The sequence below is a fragment of the Buttiauxella gaviniae ATCC 51604 genome (genome assembly GCF_001654835.1).
In the GTDB taxonomy this organism is placed as follows: Bacteria; Pseudomonadota; Gammaproteobacteria; order Enterobacterales; family Enterobacteriaceae; genus Buttiauxella; species Buttiauxella gaviniae.
Window position 1 is genome coordinate 423268 of the sequence record NZ_LXEP01000031.1, and the last position, 17129, is coordinate 440396.

At 50.0% G+C, this 17129-nt stretch carries 13 protein-coding genes; 12 read left to right on the plus strand and 1 reads right to left on the minus strand.

All coding sequences use genetic code 11. The annotated features are described in order from the left end of the window. The first annotated feature begins 24 nt into the window (after positions 1-24). The 8 genes from ihfB (at position 25) to M977_RS17800 (ending at position 8845) form a co-directional block, all read left to right on the plus strand. The gene (ihfB, locus tag M977_RS17765) at positions 25-312 is read left to right on the plus strand and encodes an integration host factor subunit beta (protein WP_034456367.1); all 288 of its coding nucleotides are present in this window, start codon (positions 25-27) and stop codon (positions 310-312) included. Between the two features lie 203 nt (positions 313-515). Then, positions 516-2786: a ComEC family protein gene (locus M977_RS17770; protein WP_280643832.1), complete on the plus strand. Its 2271-nt coding sequence runs from the start codon at positions 516-518 to the stop codon at positions 2784-2786. Between the two features lie 37 nt (positions 2787-2823). Next, a complete protein-coding gene (msbA, locus tag M977_RS17775) occupies positions 2824-4572 on the plus strand; it encodes a lipid A ABC transporter ATP-binding protein/permease MsbA (RefSeq protein WP_064517525.1) in 1749 nt (582 codons plus the stop codon). Beyond that, positions 4569-5552, plus strand: a complete 984-nt coding sequence (gene lpxK, locus M977_RS17780; RefSeq protein ID WP_064517529.1) for a tetraacyldisaccharide 4'-kinase — start codon at positions 4569-4571, stop codon at positions 5550-5552. The genes msbA and lpxK overlap by 4 nt, the downstream gene beginning before the upstream one ends. A 50-nt stretch (positions 5553-5602) precedes the next feature. Then, positions 5603-6838 carry a winged helix-turn-helix domain-containing protein gene (locus M977_RS17785; protein ID WP_064517532.1) on the plus strand — a complete coding sequence of 412 codons (1236 nt, stop codon included), beginning with the start codon at positions 5603-5605 and terminating at the stop codon, positions 6836-6838. 46 nt (positions 6839-6884) lie between these two features. Beyond that, a complete protein-coding gene (ycaR, locus tag M977_RS17790) occupies positions 6885-7067 on the plus strand; it encodes a protein YcaR (RefSeq protein ID WP_034456356.1) in 183 nt (60 codons plus the stop codon). Next, positions 7064-7810: a 3-deoxy-manno-octulosonate cytidylyltransferase gene (kdsB, locus tag M977_RS17795; protein ID WP_064517535.1), complete on the plus strand. Its 747-nt coding sequence runs from the start codon at positions 7064-7066 to the stop codon at positions 7808-7810. The genes ycaR and kdsB overlap by 4 nt, the downstream gene beginning before the upstream one ends. 141 nt (positions 7811-7951) lie before the next feature. Then, entirely contained in the window at positions 7952-8845 is an 894-nt protein-coding gene (locus M977_RS17800; protein ID WP_064517538.1) for a YcbJ family phosphotransferase, read from the plus strand. Here the strand turns inward: M977_RS17800 and elyC are convergent. Continuing rightward, complete coding sequence (gene elyC, locus M977_RS17805; protein WP_064517541.1) at positions 8825-9601, minus strand: envelope biogenesis factor ElyC; 777 nt, start codon at positions 9599-9601, stop codon at positions 8825-8827. The genes M977_RS17800 and elyC overlap by 21 nt on opposite strands. Before the next feature lie 134 nt (positions 9602-9735). On the opposite strand from elyC, the gene cmoM reads away from it, so the two are divergent. Genes cmoM through mukB form a run of 4 tightly spaced genes read left to right on the plus strand, consistent with a single transcriptional unit; the run spans position 9736 to position 16981 of the window. Beyond that, the gene (cmoM, locus tag M977_RS17810) at positions 9736-10524 is read left to right on the plus strand and encodes a tRNA uridine 5-oxyacetic acid(34) methyltransferase CmoM (RefSeq protein WP_064517542.1); all 789 of its coding nucleotides are present in this window, start codon (positions 9736-9738) and stop codon (positions 10522-10524) included. Beyond that, positions 10517-11839, plus strand: coding sequence for a chromosome partition protein MukF (mukF, locus tag M977_RS17815; RefSeq protein WP_064517543.1), 1323 nt, complete (start codon positions 10517-10519; stop codon positions 11837-11839). Before cmoM ends, mukF begins: the two co-directional genes overlap by 8 nt. Beyond that, positions 11820-12536, plus strand: coding sequence for a chromosome partition protein MukE (gene mukE / locus M977_RS17820; RefSeq protein WP_064517544.1), 717 nt, complete (start codon positions 11820-11822; stop codon positions 12534-12536). Before mukF ends, mukE begins: the two co-directional genes overlap by 20 nt. Beyond that, the gene (gene mukB, locus M977_RS17825; protein WP_064517546.1) at positions 12533-16981 is read left to right on the plus strand and encodes a chromosome partition protein MukB; all 4449 of its coding nucleotides are present in this window, start codon (positions 12533-12535) and stop codon (positions 16979-16981) included. Before mukE ends, mukB begins: the two co-directional genes overlap by 4 nt. The last annotated feature ends 148 nt before the right edge of the window (positions 16982-17129 follow it).

A 17129-nucleotide genomic window follows, 5' to 3' on the forward strand; every position in this document is an offset into this window, starting at 1 on the left:
TCCTGAAAGGAAACCGGAGGAATCATGACCAAGTCAGAATTGATAGAAAGACTTGCAACTCAGCAATCTCACATCCCGGCGAAAGCTGTAGAAGATGCAGTTAAAGAGATGCTGGAGCATATGGCCTCTACTCTCGCCCAAGGTGAGCGTATTGAAATCCGGGGTTTCGGCAGTTTTTCCTTACACTATCGCGCACCTCGCACCGGACGTAACCCTAAAACTGGCGATAAAGTGGATCTGGAAGGCAAATACGTTCCGCACTTTAAACCAGGTAAAGAATTACGTGACCGCGCCAACATTTACGGCAATTAAATCTTCGGATTTGATTCTTAAGAACGGCACCTTCGGGTGCCGTTTTTTTATATCTGAATGGGCTGTTTTCGAGGCCACTCGCAAAACTCTGTAATATTTTTTCATCCAGCATTAAAGCTCTGGAACCCTTCTCGTAGAGTTAAGAACCCCCTACAGACGCCAATACCAGGATGCCTCAAACTCCTTGTAACAAGGAGGTGCATGTGAGGAATCTAACAGGGTTCTGCTTTTGCTCAATTATCGGCATCGCGCCATTAATGTGGTTAGCCGCTATCCCACAATTTCCAGTTATAGCCGCGCTGCTCGCTGCCTCTTTATGCATTGCCTTTATTCCGTACCGCTTAGCGCGTTATGTCGCGTTTATTCTGCTGTGCTTTTGCTGGGCGCTAATCAATGCAAAAGAAAGCCTGGCACCCTTCGAAAAGTGGACAGGCAAACCCGTAACTGTGGAGGCGGTTATGGACCGCAGCGATGGCAAAGAGAATCATGAGTTGAGAATAGTATCGTTGGAAGGGCTAAGAGTTTTCCCATCTGTTGGTATTCGAGTTCGGGGAGAATACTTCCCGAATAGCACATGCGCAGGACAGCGCTGGCGCATGAAAGTGCATCTGCGCCCTGTGCACGGGCAACTCAATGTTGGGGGTTTTGATAGTCAACGCTATGCGCTTGCTCAGCGCCAACCGCTCAGTGCGCGTATTATCTCGGCCCAAAGCGTGACAGGAAGCTGTAATTTGCGTGCCCGTTGGCTTGCTCATGTCACCGCCATAACCCAGTCGTTGCCTTATCAGGGCATCATTCTGGCGCTGGTATTTGGAGAGCGGTCTGGAATGAGCGACGAGCAAAAGAACCTGTTGCGCCAGACGGGAACCGCACATCTGATGGCTATTTCAGGGATGCATATTTCACTGGCAGCGATGATGGGGTGGTTAGTTGCACGTTTAGTGCAACTGAGTTTCCCGGCGCACCGTATTCATTTCAGGTTACCGTTAATCGCCAGTGTTTTCGCCGCAGGGATTTATACCTGGCTTGCAGGAGGAAACCCACCCGCGATAAGGGCATTCATTGGCGTAATAATATGGCTATTGCTCCGGCTAAAAGGCAGAAACTGGTCTGGTTGGGAGGTCTGGCTCTGCTGCATAAGCGGGATTTTGATATCCGACCCACTGACGGTTTTGTCAGATAGCTTTTGGTTATCGGCACTGGCCGTAGCCGCACTGATTTTTTGGTATCAGTGGATACCACTACCTAGAAGCCTGAAGACCGCAAAATGGTTTTATCGATATCCATTAGCCTTATTGCATCTGCAAATTGGCATCATGTTTTTACTGATGCCGCTGCAGATATTAATTTTCCATGGGATGAGTCTTAGCGCATTGATCGCGAACCTATTCGTAGTGCCACTGATTTCATTTGCCGTGGTCCCAGCGTTGCTGGCAGGCCTGGTCATTACCGATATTCCGTGGGCAGGAGAATATCTCTGGTGGGGCGTCGATCGCTTGCTGGCTCTACTTTTCAAGGCTCTTTCTCTGCTGCCTGAAGGTTGGCTGGACGTTGATAAACGGTTTCAGGTTCTGAGTTTGAGTGGTTGGCTAGCTGTTGTTATTCATCGTTTAGCCTTGTGGCGCAGTTCGTGCCTGTCAATAATGGCTCTGATGGTGTCATTGGTTATGCCCACTTTGCGAACAGAAGAAAAAGATGGTTCGTGGCAAGTCACTATGCTGGACGTAGGGCATGGGCTGGCAATTGCTATTGTCCGGCAGGGAAAAGTATTTCTGTACGATACCGGCAACGCCTGGCCTGACGGTGACGTAGGCCAGCAAATTATTATTCCCTGGTTGCGCTGGCACCATTTATCGCTCGAACAAGTGGTCATCAGTCATGAACATCTTGACCACCGTGGTGGTTTGCCCAGTTTGCAACGTGCATGGCCAGCACTAAAAATTCGCAGCCCGCTGCGCTGGGAAGGGCATCACTCATGTTTTCAAGGGGATCAATGGCAATGGCAGGGTTTACAATTTACCGTCCAGTGGCCTCCTGCACAGCCAGCCATGAAAGGTAATAATGGTTCATGCGTGGTGATGGTCAGTGACGGTAACGTTCGCATTTTATTAACCGGAGATGTGGAAGCGGAAGCGGAATTAGCTATGCTGAAGAGGCGATGGGGTACCTTATATGCTGATATTATTCAGGTCCCTCATCATGGTAGCCGTACATCTTCGAGTGCACCTTTGTTACGTGCCGTCGCTGGAAGTGCTGCGTTATCTTCTTCATCGCGCTATAACGCCTGGCATTTGCCATCTGCAAAAGTAGTTCAACGTTACCAGTCGCAGGGGTACAAATGGTATGACACCGCGCAATCGGGCCAACTCACTATCGACATAAATAGTGATAAATGGCAAATCAATAGCTTCAGAGCACAAATTTCACCCCGTTGGTATCATCAGTGGTTTGGTGTATCTCGGGATAATGGGTAGAATATGCGGCTATTTCATCAAATGCTGGTTCGACTTAATGCAGAACGATAAAGATCTCTCCACATTGCAGACCTTCCGCCGTCTATGGCCGATGATTGCGCCTTTTAAAGCTGGTCTGATCGTGGCTGGGATTGCGTTAATCCTCAACGCAGCCAGCGATACGTTTATGTTATCGCTGCTCAAACCGTTACTGGATGATGGTTTTGGTAAAACGGATAAATCCGTTTTGTTATGGATGCCACTGGTTGTCATCGGGCTTATGGTGATGCGCGGTATCACAAGCTATGTCTCAAGCTATTGCATTTCCTGGGTTTCAGGGCAGGTAGTAATGAACATGCGTCGTCGCTTGTTCAGCCATATGATGGGAATGCCAGTTTCGTTCTTTGATCAACAGTCCACAGGTACACTGCTTTCCCGTATTACCTACGACTCTGAACAAGTTGCGTCATCTTCATCTAGCGCATTGATAACAGTTGTACGTGAAGGCGCCTCCATCATTGGCCTATTCGTGCTGATGTTCTGGTATAGCTGGCAGCTTTCGCTGATCCTGATAGTCCTTGCGCCTATCGTTTCCTTTGCTATTCGCATGGTCTCCAAACGTTTCCGTAATATCAGCAAAAATATGCAAAACACGATGGGGCAGGTAACGACCAGTGCAGAGCAGATGCTGAAAGGCCACAAAGAAGTATTGATTTTTGGCGGTCAGGAAGTGGAAACCGAGCGTTTCAACAAAGTCAGTAACCGTATGCGTCGCCAGGGTATGAAACTGGTATCTGCTTCGTCTATTTCTGACCCGATTATTCAGCTGATTGCATCTCTGGCGCTGGCGTTCGTGATTTATGCGGCAAGCTTCCCAAGTGTCATGGAAACGCTGACAGCGGGTACTATCACCGTTGTGTTCTCTTCTATGATTGCCCTGATGCGCCCACTGAAATCGCTGACTAACGTCAACGCCCAGTTCCAGCGCGGTATGGCGGCATGCCAGACTCTGTTCTCAATTCTCGATTCCGAGCAAGAGAAAGACGAAGGAACTCGCGTCATTGAACGTGCGAAAGGTGATGTTGCATTCCGTGACGTGACCTTTACCTATCCTGGTCGTGAAATACCTGCTCTGCGTAAAATCGACCTGACCATTCCAGCTGGTAAAACAGTGGCACTGGTGGGGCGTTCCGGCTCAGGTAAATCAACCATCGCCAGCCTGATGACGCGTTTTTACGATATTCAGGAAGGTAGCATTACCATTGATGGCGTAGATATTCGTGAATACACCTTATCTTCTTTGCGTAACCAGGTTGCTCTGGTTTCACAAAACGTCCATTTGTTTAATGACACGATTGCCAACAACATTGCTTACGCACGTACTGAACAGTATAGCCGTAGCGATATCGAGAATGCCGCGCGCATGGCCTACGCCATGGACTTCATCAATAAAATGGAAAATGGCCTCGATACTGTCATTGGTGAAAATGGCGTGTTGCTTTCAGGTGGTCAGCGTCAGCGCATCGCTATTGCCCGTGCATTGTTGCGTGATAGCCCAATCCTGATTCTGGATGAAGCGACCTCTGCGCTGGATACTGAATCAGAACGTGCTATTCAGGCGGCACTTGATGAACTCCAGAAAAACCGTACTTCGCTGGTTATTGCTCACCGCCTATCAACCATCGAACAGGCTGATGAGATCGTGGTTGTTGAAGATGGCCGTATCGTGGAACGTGGCCCACACGCAGAACTGATTGAGCATCGCGGTGTTTACGCGCAATTGCACAGGATGCAATTCGGCCAATGATAGAGCGCATTTGGTCGGGGAAATCTCCTCTCTACCTTTTGCTCTTACCGCTCTCCTGGCTTTATGGCCTGGTGAGCGGTGCTATTCGTCTTAGTTATCGATTAGGTTTTAAAAAAACCTGGTGTGCGCCGGTACCTGTGGTGGTCGTGGGTAACCTGACTGCCGGAGGTAACGGTAAAACGCCGGTTGTTATCTGGCTTGTCGAACAGCTACAGGAGCGCGGAGTTCGCGTTGGTGTTGTTTCTCGCGGTTATGGCGGTAAATCTGAGCATTATCCGTTGTTACTTGACCAGAACACGACGACGTTGCAGGCAGGCGATGAACCCGTCCTTATTTATCAACGCACTGGTGCTGCTGTAGCGGTTGCGCCCCGTCGAAATGATGCTGTGCAAATGCTGGTGGAAAAAGTACAGCCACAGCTGATTATTACAGATGACGGCTTGCAGCATTACGCCCTCGGGCGTGATAAAGAAATTGTGGTTGTTGATGGTGTCAGGCGGTTCGGTAACGGCTGGTGGCTTCCTGCCGGTCCAATGCGTGAGAGAACGGGGCGCCTTGCTTCTGTCGATGCAATTATCACCAATGGTGGCAATGCTCAGGCTGGTGAAATAGCCATGACGCTGCGCCCGGGCGATGCGGTTAATTTACTTACTGGTGAGCACCGACCTGTACACACACTGGAAAACGTGGTCGCCATGGCAGGAATTGGCCATCCGCCTCGTTTTTTTGCTACTTTGCAGCAATGTGGCGTGACTCCAGTTAATACGGTTAGCCTCGCAGACCATCAGGCTCTGAGTGAAAGTGATGTGGTTAAATTAGTCCAGCCGGGGCAAACCTTACTGATGACTGAAAAAGATGCAGTTAAATGCCGTGTTTTCGTTACAGGGCACGATAACTGGTGGTATTTGCCGGTCGACGCACATCTTGCACAACCCCAGGCCGACGAATTATTGCAGTTACTATTGGCGCTGGTGCGATAAGTCTACGTTACTGCATCAGCATTTGAGTTTGCTGACGACAGGTATCCTCCATGTCTGTACCGCAACTGACTTTACGTGCCGCACGTCATCTGCACCTTGCGGCACAAGGCTTATTAGTAAAGCCTCGTCGCCGTGCTAAACCCGCCGATGTTGTTGCCACTATTTCCCGCATGTCCCTTCTGCAAATTGATACCATCAATATTGTTGCGCGCAGCCCTTACCTGGTGCTGTTCAGCCGATTAGGCAGTTACCCACAAACCTGGCTTGATGATGCGCTGGTGAATGGTTATTTGATGGAGTATTGGGCGCATGAAGCCTGTTTTTTACCGAGAAAAGATTTTTCGCTGATACGCCACCGCATGCTCAATCCCGAAAAAATGGGCTGGAAATACCGCGCGGAATGGATGGTGGTGCACGCCGATGAGATCGAAAAACTCTTAACACACATCGAGATCAATGGCCCGGTGCGTTCTGTCGATTTTGAGCACCCTCGCAAAGGTGCCAGCGGCTGGTGGGAATGGAAACCGCATAAAAAGCATCTTGAAGGCCTGTTTACCGCAGGGAAAGTGATGGTGGTCGAGCGCCGCAATTTCCAGCGTGTATACGATCTTACCTCACGGGTGATGCCGAACTGGAATGACGATTTGCACCTCATACAGCAAGCCGATGCCGAACAGCAAATGCTGGAAAACAGCGCGCGCAGCCTTGGCATTTTTCGTACTGAATGGCTGGCTGATTATTATCGCCTGAAGCATGTCTCAATCAAGCCACTGCTAGCTCAATGGCAGGTAAAGGGCATCGTCATTCCCGTTGATGTCGAGGGAATTGGCGAAATGTGGTTGCACCGCGATCTATGGCCTTTGCTGGAAAAAGCTGAGAAAAATACCCTGCGTGCCACTCATAGTGCGGTGCTATCGCCGTTCGATCCTGTCGTCTGGGACCGCAAGCGTGCAGAAGTGCTGTTTAACTTCTCTTATCGCCTCGAATGTTATACCCCGGCGATTAAGCGCAAGTTCGGATATTTTGTCCTGCCGCTGTTACATCAAGGCGCGTTGGTGGGAAGAATGGACGCCAAAATGCATCGCAAGAGTGACGAGCTGGAAATTATCAGTCTCTATCTTGAAGAAGGTATTAAGCCTGAGCAATCATTGATTAACGGCTTACACAAGGCACTAAACGATTTTGCTCATTGGCAGGGTGCAACCTTGATTCGCCTCGGGAATATTCCCGCCACGTTAGCGGCATCCTGGGGTGAAGGCTGGGAAATTAGCCCGGAGAGCGAGTAAGTTATGTTATTCTGCTGCCTTTGATGGCAGCCATTCTGGAGTAACCATGGATCATCGATTACTTGAAATCATTGCTTGTCCTGTTTGTAACGGCAAGCTCTACTTTAATCAGGAAAAGCAGGAGCTTATCTGCAAACCTGATCATCTGGCGTTTCCACTGCGCGATGGTATTCCAGTGCTGCTGGAGACTGAAGCTCGAGTTCTGACCTCTGACGAGAAAAATCCATGAGTTTTGTGGCCATAATTCCTGCTCGCTACGCGTCTACACGCTTGCCGGGCAAACCGCTAAAAGATATCAATGGCAAACCGATGGTCGTTCACGTTATGGAACGTGCTCGCGAATCGGGTGCTGAACGTATCATTGTGGCAACCGATCATGAGGATGTTGCTCGTGCAGTGGAAGCCGCGGGCGGCGAAGTTTGTATGACTCGCGCTGATCATCAGTCCGGCACCGAGCGTCTTGCTGAAGTCATTGAAAAATGCGGTTTTAGCGATGACACCGTGATTGTGAATGTGCAGGGCGATGAGCCAATGATCCCACCGGCGATCATTAGCCAGGTTGCCAGCAATCTTGCGAACAGTCAGGCGGGTATGGCAACGCTTGCTGTGCCAATCGACTCCGCTGAAGAAGCGTTTAACCCGAATGCAGTAAAAGTGGTGATGGATGCGCAGGGTTACGCGCTCTATTTCTCTCGTGCGACCATTCCATGGGACAGAGACCGCTTTGCACAATCGCGTGAACAGATCGGTGATTCCCTTTTACGTCACATCGGTATCTACGGCTATCGCGCAGGTTTCATCCGCCGCTACGTGACTTGGGAGCCAAGCCAGCTTGAGCAAATCGAAATGCTCGAACAGTTGCGCGTACTGTGGAATGGTGAAAAAATCCATGTTGCGGTTGCGAAAGAAGTCCCGAGTATTGGTGTTGATACGCCGGAAGATTTAGAACGTGTACGACAAGCGATGATTTAATCTGCAGGTATCAATGCTTAGAAAAAAACCGGTGCTGAGCGCCGGTTTTTTATTATCTGAAGGCATATTGATCTGAGGTGATGACAACTTTCGTGCGCAGGCTCATTATAAAACCACCAGTGTTGTCAGGGGTAATGAGTCATGGAGTTGCTACGCAAGGAATTGAGTCATCTGCTGGGTGAAAAACTAAGCCGGATTGAATGTATCAATGAACAGCCAAATAGCACCTTGTGGTCGCTGTATGACAGTGACGGCAATGCGATGTCATTGCTGGCTAAAAGTTTTAGTACTCCGGGGCTCGCAGCTCAGCTAGCCTGGAAAATATCCATGCTAGCGCGTTCCGGAACGATTCGCATGCCTGTGGTTTATGGCGTGGTGACTCATGACGAGACGCCGGGGCCAGATGTGCTGTTAATGGAGCGTCTACGGGGTGTTCCTGTTGAAGCGCCAACTCGCACCCCCGATCGTTGGGATCATCTAAAAGATCAAATTGTTGAAGGGCTTCTCGCCTGGCATCGCGTCGATAGCCGTGGATGTGTCGGCAACGTCGACAACACACAAGAAAATATCTGGCCATCATGGTATCGGCAGCATGTTGAAACATTGTGGGCAACCATCAATCAATACCCCAATAATGGCCTGACGATGCAAGACAGGCGCATTTTATTCCGCACCCGCGAGTGTTTGCCGCGTTTATTCGAAGACTTTAACGACAACTGTGTACTGGTGCATGGCAACTTTACGCTTAGCAGTATGTTAAAAGATGGGCGTAGCGATCAGCTTCTGGCGATCGTCAATCCTGGAACCATGCTTTGGGCGCCGCGTGAATATGAAATATTTCGTTTGTTTGAGCCCGGCCAGTCAGAAAGCCTGCTGTGGCATTATTTACAACGAGCTCCGGTTGCGGAGTCATTTCTGTGGCGACGTTGGTTGTATATTCTGTGGGATGGCGTAGCGCAATTACTACAGACGGGCCGACTTAATCGACCCGCCTTCGATGTGGCTGCGAAAAACTTACTTCCCTGGATCGCCTGACGGCCCTTTCAACCACTGCCATATGCGACCGAGGGTTTCGTAGCCAACACGGTCGCTATGCATTAACCAAATTGGCGATGGAATTATGCGCTCCCAAGGATTTAGCGGTGATTCAATTGCCAATTGGTTAGCTGGTGCAGGAATAGGGTGCAAACCGGCATTGCGGAAGAAAATCATCGCCCTTGGTAGGTGGGAAGCTGAAGTCACCAATAAGAATGGTTGCTGGCCAATCGTTTTTGCCACCGCAGCGGCTTCTTCCTCAGTATCTTTTGGTTCATCAAGGGTAATTATTTGCGAGCGCGGTACACCTAAACTTTCGGCAACTCGCGCACCCGCTTCAGCGGTACTCACCGGGTTGGTCATTGCTCTGGCGCCCGTGAAGATCATTTTCGCACCTGGATTTGCCTGCCATAAGCGCACCCCTTCGGCCAGACGAGGCAAACTATTGCTAATGAGATTGGAACTTGGTGCCCATTCTGGGTTCCATGTATAGCCGCCGCCGAGTACCACGATATAGTCCACTTTCTCAGAACCACGCCAGGTTGGGTAGGTATCTTCTATGGGTTTGAGCATTTTGTCGGCCACCGGTTGCAGGCTAATTAGCAGTAAAACTAACCAGCTCACGCTTAATAGCGCTTTGGCGCTTTTTTGCCAACGAGTGAACCACAACAAGCAAAGTGCCACCCCCATCATCAATAATAAAAAAGGGAGAGGCAGCAGTAGCCCACCAATAAATTTTTTCAGGATAAAAAGCATGAATTATGGGTCCTTTTTAGCCATATAGTAGGCAAACGCTGGTGATATTACACCAGACGGGTTCATTCCTGGCGCAGCTGTGCCAAAATACCCACTTTCTCGTATGAACCCTTTTCCCCCATGGAGCCGTACCCGTGCGTGACCGCAATTTTGATGATATTGCTGAGAAGTTCTCACGCAACATTTACGGTACAACCAAAGGACAGCTCCGCCAAGCCATCTTATGGCAAGACCTTGATGCTTTGCTGGCAACCATGCCTGAAAAAATCCGCGTTTTGGATGCGGGTGGCGGCGAAGGGCAAACGGCGTGTGGTCTTGCGCAGCGGGGCCACGAAGTTCTGCTTTGTGATGTTTCCGCTGAGATGATTTCCCGGGCTCAGGCTCAGGCCGAAGAGAAAGGTGTGAGCGACAACATGCATTTCGTTCATTCCTCCGCTCAAGATATTGGCCAACATTTGGAAAAACCGGTTGATCTGATATTGTTTCACGCGGTGCTGGAATGGGTCGTAGATCCGCAAGCCGTACTCAAAACATTATGGGATTGCCTTGCACCCGGCGGTGCATTATCCCTGATGTTCTACAATGCTAACGGCTTGCTGATGCGGAACATGTTTGTCGGCAACTTTGAATATGTTCTTCAGGGTATGAAAAAGAACAAACGGAAAACGCTTTCGCCTGACAATCCGCTACAGCCAGAACAGGTCTATCACTGGCTGGAGCAAATTGGCTGGCAGATTACCGGTAAAACCGGTGTGCGAGTATTCCACGATTACTTGCGTGATAAGCATAAACAACACGATGGTTTTGAGAATTTGCTTGAACTGGAAACGCGTTATTGCCGCCAGGAACCTTTTGTTAGCCTCGGCCGTTATATCCACGTGACAGCAATCAAGCCGCTTGAGCCAAGGAAAAATTATGAGTGATGTTTCCCAGACAGTGCCGGAGCTGGTTGCCTGGGCCAGGAAAAATGACTACTCGATTTCGCTACCTACAGAGCGTCTGACGTTTCTGTTGGCGATCGCGACCCTAAACGGTGAGCGGCTAGACGGCGAAATGAGTGAAGGCGAGCTGATTGACGCTTTCCGTTACGTGAGCGAAGGCTTTGATCAGACCAGCGAAACAATTAACGTTCGTGCCAACAACGCCATCAATGACATGGTGCGCCAGCGTTTGATCAACCGTTTCGTCAGTGAAATCAATGAAGGCAATGCCATTTATCGCCTTACGCCCCTCGGTATTGGCATTACCGATTACTACATCCGCCAGCGTGAGTTTTCAACGCTGCGTTTATCTATGCAATTGTCGATAGTTGCAGGCGAATTGAAACGTGCAGCCGACTCTGCGGATGAAGGCGGTGATGAGTTCCACTGGCACCGCAACGTTTTCGCGCCATTGAAATATTCCGTCGCCGAGATTTTTGACAGCATCGATCTCACACAGCGCATCATGGATGAACACCAGCAACAGGTTAAAGATGATATCGCGCAACTGCTGAACAAAGACTGGCGTGCGGCCATCTCCAGCTGCGAAATGCTGTTGTCGGAAACTTCTGGCACGTTGCGTGAGTTGCAGGACACCCTGGAAGCTGCGGGCGATAAATTGCAGGCAAATTTATTGCGTATTCAAGATTCGATTCTGGGCCGCGACGATCTGCACTTTGTTGACCGTCTGGTGTTTGATCTGCAAAGCAAACTCGACCGCATCGTCAGTTGGGGCCAGCAGGCTATCGACCTGTGGATTGGCTATGACCGCCATGTTCATAAATTCATTCGTACCGCCATCGATATGGATAAAAACCGCGTCTTTGCGCAACGCCTGCGTGTGTCGGTTCAAAACTATTTCGATGCGCCATGGGCTCTGACCTACGCTAACGCCGATCGTCTGCTGGATATGCGCGATGAAGAAATGACGTTGCGTGACGATGAAGTTATGGGCGAACTGCCAAGTGATCTGGAATTTGAAGAGTTCAATGAAATCCGTGAACAACTCGCCGCAATGATCGAGGCTGCACTTCAGGTCTACAAAACCAGACAAGTGCCACTAGATTTAGGCGTTGTCATGCGGGACTATCTGGCGCAATACCCACGCGCACGCCATTTTGATGTGGCGAGAATCGTAGTCGACCAGGCAGTACGTCTGGGTGTGGCTGAAGCAGACTTTACTGGCTTGCCGCCACAGTGGCAGGCAATTAACGATTACGGAGCCAAGGTACAGGCGCATGTCATCAACAAATATTGAAAAAGTGATGCCAGTAAAACTGGCACAGGCGTTGGCCAATCCGTTATTTCCAGCACTCGATAGCCAACTGCGCGCAGGTCGCCATGTTGGGCTCGATGAACTGGATAATCATGCTTATTTGATGGACTTCCAGGATGAACTGGAAGAGTTCTATACCCGTTATAACGTGGAGTTGATTCGCGCGCCGGAAGGTTTCTTCTATTTGCGTCCGCGCTCCACCACATTGATCCCGCGCTCAGTGCTATCTGAGCTGGACATGATGGTGGGTAAGATTCTCTGTTACCTCTATTTGAGTCCGGAACGTCTGGCGAACGAAGGTATTTTTACGCAGGCTGAGCTGTACGATGAGCTGCTGACGCTTGCGGATGAAAACAAGCTGCTTAAGCTTGTGAATAACCGTTCTACTGGCTCAGATCTTGACCGTCAAAAGCTGCAAGAAAAAGTCCGTGCCTCATTAACGCGTTTACGCCGTCTTGGTATGATCTGGTTTATGGGCCATGACAGCAGCAAATTCCGCATTACCGAATCAGTATTCCGCTTTGGTGCCGATGTACGTGCTGGCGACGATGCGCGTGAAGCGCAACTCCGCATGATCCGTGATGGTGAAGCGATGCCGGTAGAGACTCGTTTGCAACTCAATGATGAAACTGAAGAGTCGCAATTGGCTTCAGATAACGCGGAGGATGAACAGGAATGATTGAACGCGGTAAGTTTCGCTCACTAACGCTGATTAACTGGAACGGTTTCTTCGCGCGTACTTTTGATTTAGATGAACTGGTGACCACGCTTTCTGGCGGTAATGGTGCCGGTAAATCCACTACTATGGCGGCGTTTGTAACTGCGCTAATCCCGGACTTAACACTGTTGCACTTCCGTAACACCACCGAAGCGGGGGCTACATCAGGTTCACGTGATAAAGGTCTGCACGGCAAGTTAAAAGCTGGTGTCTGCTACTCCTTGCTCGATGTGGTCAACTCACGTAATCAGCGTGTTGTGGTCGGTGTGCGTCTGCAACAAGTGGCTGGCCGCGACCGTAAAGTCGATATTAAGCCGTTTGCGATTCAAGGTTTACCGTCCTCTATTCAGCCGACTCAGTTGCTGACGGAAACGCTAAACGAACGTCAGGCTCGCGTTCTGAGTCTGCAAGAACTGAAAGATAAAGTGGAAGCCATCGAAGGCGTTCAATTTAAACAGTTCAACTCGATTACTGATTACCACTCGCTGATGTTCGATTTGGGTATTGTCGCGCGTCGTCTGCGCAGTGCCTCGGACCGTAGCAAGTACTATCGCCTGATTGAAGCCTCGCTGTATGGCGGGATTTCCAGTGCCATTACTCGTTCACTGCGCGACTACCTGTTGCCAGAAAACGGCGGTGTGCGTAAAGCCTTCCAGGATATGGAAGCGGCTTTGCGTGAAAACCGTATGACGCTTGAAGCGATTCGCGTCACCCAGTCTGACCGTGACCTGTTTAAGCATTTGATTTCTGAAGCCACCAACTATGTGGCTGCGGACTACATGCGTCATGCCAACGAACGCCGCATTCATTTAGATAAGGCGCTCGAATTCCGCCGTGAATTGTTGACCAGCCGTAAGCAACTGGCTGCTGAACAATACAAACATGTCGAGATGGCGCGTGAGCTTGCTGAACACAGCGGCTCGGAAGGGGATCTGGAAACAGATTACCAGGCGGCCAGTGACCACCTGAATCTGGTGCAAACGGCGATTCGCCAGCAGGAAAAAATCGAGCGTTACGAAGCTGATCTCGATGAACTGCAGATGCGCCTCGAAGAACAAAATGAAATTGTTGCCGAAGCCTCAGAGCAGCAAGAAGAGAACGAAGCCCGCGTGGAAGCTGCCGAGCTGGAAGTCGACGAGCTGAAAAACCAACTGGCCGATTACCAGCAAGCACTTGATGTGCAGCAGACGCGTGCTATTCAATACCAGCAAGCATTGCAAGCACTTGAACGCGCGCGTGCGCTTTGTCACTTGCCAGATTTGACTGCTGAAAGCGCGGAAGAGTGGCTGGAAACATTCCAGGCGAAAGAGCAGGAAACAACTGAAAAACTTCTGACACTTGAGCAGAAAATGAGTGTGGCACAAACGGCGCATAGCCAGTTTGAGCATGCTTATCAGCTAGTCACTGCTATTAATGGTCCAGTGAGCCGTAGTGAAGCCTGGAATGTTGCGCGTGAATTACTACGTGACAGCAATAACCAGCGTCACCTGATGGAACAAGTTCAGCCGCTCAGAGCGCGCCTTAATGAACTTGAACAACGCCTGCGCGAACAGCAAGAAGCCGAACGCATGTTTGCTGAGTTCTGCAAGCGTCAGGGCAAACACTTCGATCCTGAAGATTTGGAAGTGTTGCACGAAGAACTTTCTGAACGCATCGAGACATTACAGCAACGCGTTTCAGACGCCAGCGACCAGCGTGCCAACTTGCGTCAGGAACAAGAGCAGATTCAGTCTCGTATTAAACGCCTCCAAAGCCGCGCGCCAATCTGGCTTGTGGCACAAACCAGCCTCACACAGTTGTGCGAGCAGAGCCATGAGCAGTTTGAAAGCAGCCAGCAAGTTACTGAATACATGCAGCAACTGCTTGAGCGTGAGCGTGAAGTTACGGTTGAGCGTGATGAAGTTGGTGCGCGTAAACGTGCTATCGACGATGAAATTGAACGTCTTAGCCAACCTGGTGGCGCTGAAGATCCACGTTTAAATGCCTTGGCTGAACGCTTTGGCGGCGTGTTGTTGTCAGAGATTTATGACGACATTAGCATCGATGACGCACCGTACTTCTCTGCGTTGTATGGCCCATCGCGTCACGCAATCGTGGTGCCAGATTTGTCACTGGTTCGTGATCAACTGGATAATCTCGAAGATTGCCCGGAAGACCTGTATCTGATTGAAGGGGACCCATCTTCATTCGATGACAGCGTGTTTACCGTTGAAGAGCTTAATGCTGCTGTTCTGGTAAAAACTGCCGAGCGCCAGTGGCGTTATTCTCGTTTGCCAGTGTTGCCTCTGTTTGGCCGTGCAGCACGTGAGAATCGCCTTGAAAACCTCCATGCCGAGCGTGAAACCCTGGCGGAACGTTTCGCGACTTTGTCGTTTGATGTTCAGAAATCTCAGCGTTTACACCAGTCATTTAGCCGCTTTATTGGGCAACATTTGGGTGTGGCATTTGATGATGATCCAGAAGTGGAAATTCGTCAGCTCAACACTCGTCGTGGTGAAGTTGAACGCGCTATCAACAACCACGAAAATGAAAATCAGCAACAGCGTCAGCAATTTGAACAGGCTAAAGAAGGGGTTGATCAACTTAACCGTCTGTTGCCTCGTATCAGTTTGCTCAATGACGAAACTCTGGCCGATCGCTGTGACGAAATTCGTGAACGTCTGGATGAAGCAGATGAAGCTGCGCGTTTCCTCCATCAGTTCGGTAATCAGTTGGTTAAACTCGAAGCTGTGGCTTCGGTATTGCAAAGTGACCCTGAGCAGTTCGAACAGCTAAAAGAAGATTATCAGTACGCGCAACAAGTTCAGCGCGATGCGCGCCAGCAGGCGTTCGCACTGACCGAAGTGGTGCAGCGTCGTGCGCACTTTGGTTACTCTGACTCAGCCGCTATGCTCGATGGCAATAGCGATTTGAATGAAAAACTGCGTAACCGCCTTGAGCATGCTGAAGCTGAGCGTACCCGTTCGCGTGAGGCACTGCGTAGCCATGCACAGCAACTGAGTCAGTTCAGCCAGTTAATGGCGTCGTTGAAAAGCTCCTTTGACACCAAAAAAGAGCTGTTAACCGACCTGCATAAAGAGCTGCAGGATATCGGCGTTCGTGCGGATATCGGGGCAGAAGAACGTGCACGCGCCCGCCGAGATGAACTGCACACGGCGTTGAGCAATAACCGTTCACGCCGTAATCAGCTCGAAAAAGCGCTGACCATGTGTGAAGCGGAAATGAACAACCTGATCCGCAAGCTCAAGCAACTTGAGCGCAGCTATTTCGAAATGCGTGAGCATGTTGTCACCGCGAAAGCAGGCTGGTGTGCCGTGATGCGCATGGTGAAAGAAAATGGCGTAGAGCGTCGTTTGCATCGCCGCGAGTTGGCCTATGTCACCGGCGACGAGCTTCGTTCAATCTCGGATAAAGCGTTGGGTGCTTTGCGCCTTGCTGTTGCGGATAACGAACACCTGCGCGATGTGCTTCGTATGTCAGAAGATCCAAAACGACCTGAGCGCAAAATTCAGTTCTTTGTCGCGGTTTATCAGCATCTGCGCGAACGTATTCGTCAGGATATTATCCGTACCGATGATCCTGTCGAAGCTATTGAGCAGATGGAAATTGAGCTGAGCCGTCTGACGGAAGAATTGACCTCTCGTGAGCAAAAACTGGCAATCAGTTCGCGCAGTGCGGCGAACATCATTCGCAAGACGATTCAGCGCGAGCAGAACCGTATCCGTATGCTTAACCAAGGGTTGCAAAGCGTCTCCTTTGGCCAGGTAAACAGCGTGCGTTTAAATGTGAACGTGCGTGAAACGCATGCAACATTACTGGATGTACTGTCAGAACAGCATGAGCAACATCAGGATCTGTTTAACAGCAACCGTCTGACCTTCTCGGAAGCATTAGCGAAACTGTATCAACGCCTGAATCCGCAAATTGATATGGGCCAGCGGACGCCACAAACTATTGGTGAAGAGCTGCTCGATTATCGCAATTACCTGGAAATGGAAGTTGAAGTAAACCGTGGTTCAGATGGCTGGTTGCGTGCGGAAAGTGGCGCATTGTCGACCGGTGAAGCTATCGGTACCGGTATGTCTATACTGGTAATGGTTGTTCAGAGTTGGGAAGAAGAGTCGCGCCGACTGCGTGGTAAAGATATCTCCCCATGCCGTTTACTGTTCCTCGATGAGGCGGCACGACTGGATGCGAAGTCAATTGCTACGTTGTTTGAGCTGTGTGAGCGACTTGAAATGCAACTGATCATTGCAGCGCCAGAGAACATCAGCCCGGAAAAAGGCACCACCTACAAGTTGGTACGTAAGGTTGTTCAGAATCATGAACACGTCCATGTTGTAGGACTCAGGGGCTTTGCACCACCGCCTCCCGAGCCGGTTGCCGGCACAATAGAGGCATCATAAAAATCGCGGGCTACGGCCCGCGTTTTCTTTTCTCAGAATTCTTAATCTTTAATTTTATTTACATTTATACGGGCAAATAATATTCGCTGTTTATATACTGATTATTAAAACCCAGCGACAAAAGCTGGGTGATGTAAAAACAGGTATA

Bases quoted from the DNA above. Each gene is read 5' to 3' on its own strand.
- ycaR (WP_034456356.1), top strand. From the start codon at position 6,885: ATGGATCATCGATTACTTGAAATCATTGCTTGTCCTGTTTGTAACGGC.
- M977_RS17800 (WP_064517538.1), top strand. From the start codon at position 7,952: ATGGAGTTGCTACGCAAGGAATTGAGTCATCTGCTGGGTGAAAAACTA.
- mukF (WP_064517543.1), top strand. From the start codon at position 10,517: ATGAGTGATGTTTCCCAGACAGTGCCGGAGCTGGTTGCCTGGGCCAGG.
- M977_RS17785 (WP_064517532.1), top strand. From the start codon at position 5,603: ATGTCTGTACCGCAACTGACTTTACGTGCCGCACGTCATCTGCACCTT.
- lpxK (WP_064517529.1), top strand. From the start codon at position 4,569: ATGATAGAGCGCATTTGGTCGGGGAAATCTCCTCTCTACCTTTTGCTC.
- mukE (WP_064517544.1), top strand. From the start codon at position 11,820: ATGTCATCAACAAATATTGAAAAAGTGATGCCAGTAAAACTGGCACAG.
- ihfB (WP_034456367.1), top strand. From the start codon at position 25: ATGACCAAGTCAGAATTGATAGAAAGACTTGCAACTCAGCAATCTCAC.
- kdsB (WP_064517535.1), top strand. From the start codon at position 7,064: ATGAGTTTTGTGGCCATAATTCCTGCTCGCTACGCGTCTACACGCTTG.
- msbA (WP_064517525.1), top strand. From the start codon at position 2,824: ATGCAGAACGATAAAGATCTCTCCACATTGCAGACCTTCCGCCGTCTA.
- elyC (WP_064517541.1), bottom strand. From the start codon at position 9,601: ATGCTTTTTATCCTGAAAAAATTTATTGGTGGGCTACTGCTGCCTCTC.
- mukB (WP_064517546.1), top strand. From the start codon at position 12,533: ATGATTGAACGCGGTAAGTTTCGCTCACTAACGCTGATTAACTGGAAC.